This window comes from Actinomycetota bacterium (genome assembly GCA_005774595.1).
GTDB lineage: Bacteria > Actinomycetota > Coriobacteriia > Anaerosomatales > D1FN1-002 > D1FN1-002.
In genome coordinates, this window is sequence record VAUM01000482.1 from 1 (window position 1) to 1,131 (window position 1,131).

General features: G+C 67.2%; 2 protein-coding genes. One reads left to right on the plus strand and one right to left on the minus strand.

From position 1 onward, the window contains the following. On the minus strand, nucleotides 1–421 hold a 421-nt coding region (locus tag FDZ70_11140), incomplete at its 3' end, for an ABC transporter permease (GenBank protein ID TLM65390.1). Between the two features lie 134 nt (nucleotides 422–555). Between FDZ70_11140 and rplD the strand changes: the two genes are divergently transcribed. Further along, on the plus strand, nucleotides 556–1,131 hold a 576-nt coding region (gene rplD, locus FDZ70_11145; GenBank protein TLM65391.1), incomplete at its 3' end, for a 50S ribosomal protein L4.

A 1,131-nucleotide genomic window follows, 5' to 3' on the forward strand; every position in this document is an offset into this window, starting at 1 on the left:
GTACGGTCATGGCCACGTAGCTCACGCAGAACGTGACGTGGGCCAGGAAGATCGTGAACAAGCCGAGAGGGACGCCGGCGGCAACGAAGGCCATCAGCAAGCTGATGCCCATCAGGATCTCGGGGACGACGAGGGGCGTGTAGATCAGGGTGAAGTGGAGCCGTTGGAGGCGGCTTGCGGCAAAGCGGTGGAGAGCAAAGGCCGCCGCCGTCCCCAGGACGACGGACACGGCGGTGACCGAGACGGCGATGATAAGCGTGTTTTTCAGGGACTGCCAGATCTCGGGCGATTCGAAGAGCCGGGCGTACCAGACGAGCGAGAACCCCTGCCAGCGGCTGGAGAAGCGGGCCGGGTTGAAGGAGTTGGCGATGAGAATGAGGATGGGGAGATAGAAAAACGCCATGACCAGGGCCGTGACCACGATCGGGACGCGGCTTCTTTTCACGGCGCTTCCCCCATGATGATGTCGGACTTCTTGTTCTTGCGCTGGAGGGCGAGGACGGCGACGAGCGGGGCGAGAACGGCCAGGACGAGGACGGCCGAAAGGGCGCTTGCGTGAGGCAGATTGCGGTCGGTGAAGACCCGCTGGGCGATCTTGTTGCCCAGCATCTCGCCGGCCGGCCCGCCGACGAGGTCAGGAATGATATAGGAGCCCAGGGCGGGGATGAAGACGACGAGGAACGCGGTCAGGAGGCCCCGCCGAATGCCCGGCAGAAAGACCCGGCGGAAAGACTGGAGCGGCCGCGCGCCGAGGTCTCGGGCGGCACGCGCAAGCCGTTCCGGCAGAAGGGCACTGGCCGGGCGCGCCAGGGCGCCAACAACACGCCGTTGATGCCAGGCGGCGGTCGCGCCTTCGGCCCACGGCCCCGGGACTACCGCACGGAGCTGCCTCGGCGGCAGCGCCGCGCCGCACTGGCCTCGGCGTTGTCGCAGCTGGCGTCGGCAAATGCGGTGACCGTGCTCGAATCGCTGTCGTTCCCTGAGCCGAAGACGCGCCAGATGGCCGAGGTGCTCGAGCGCCTGGGCCTGGCGGACAAGCGCACGCTGCTCGTCGTCGAGCAGGCCGACGTGAACCTGCTCAAGTCGTGCCGCAACCTGCGAAACCTGCGCACGACGCTGGCGCACCAGGTG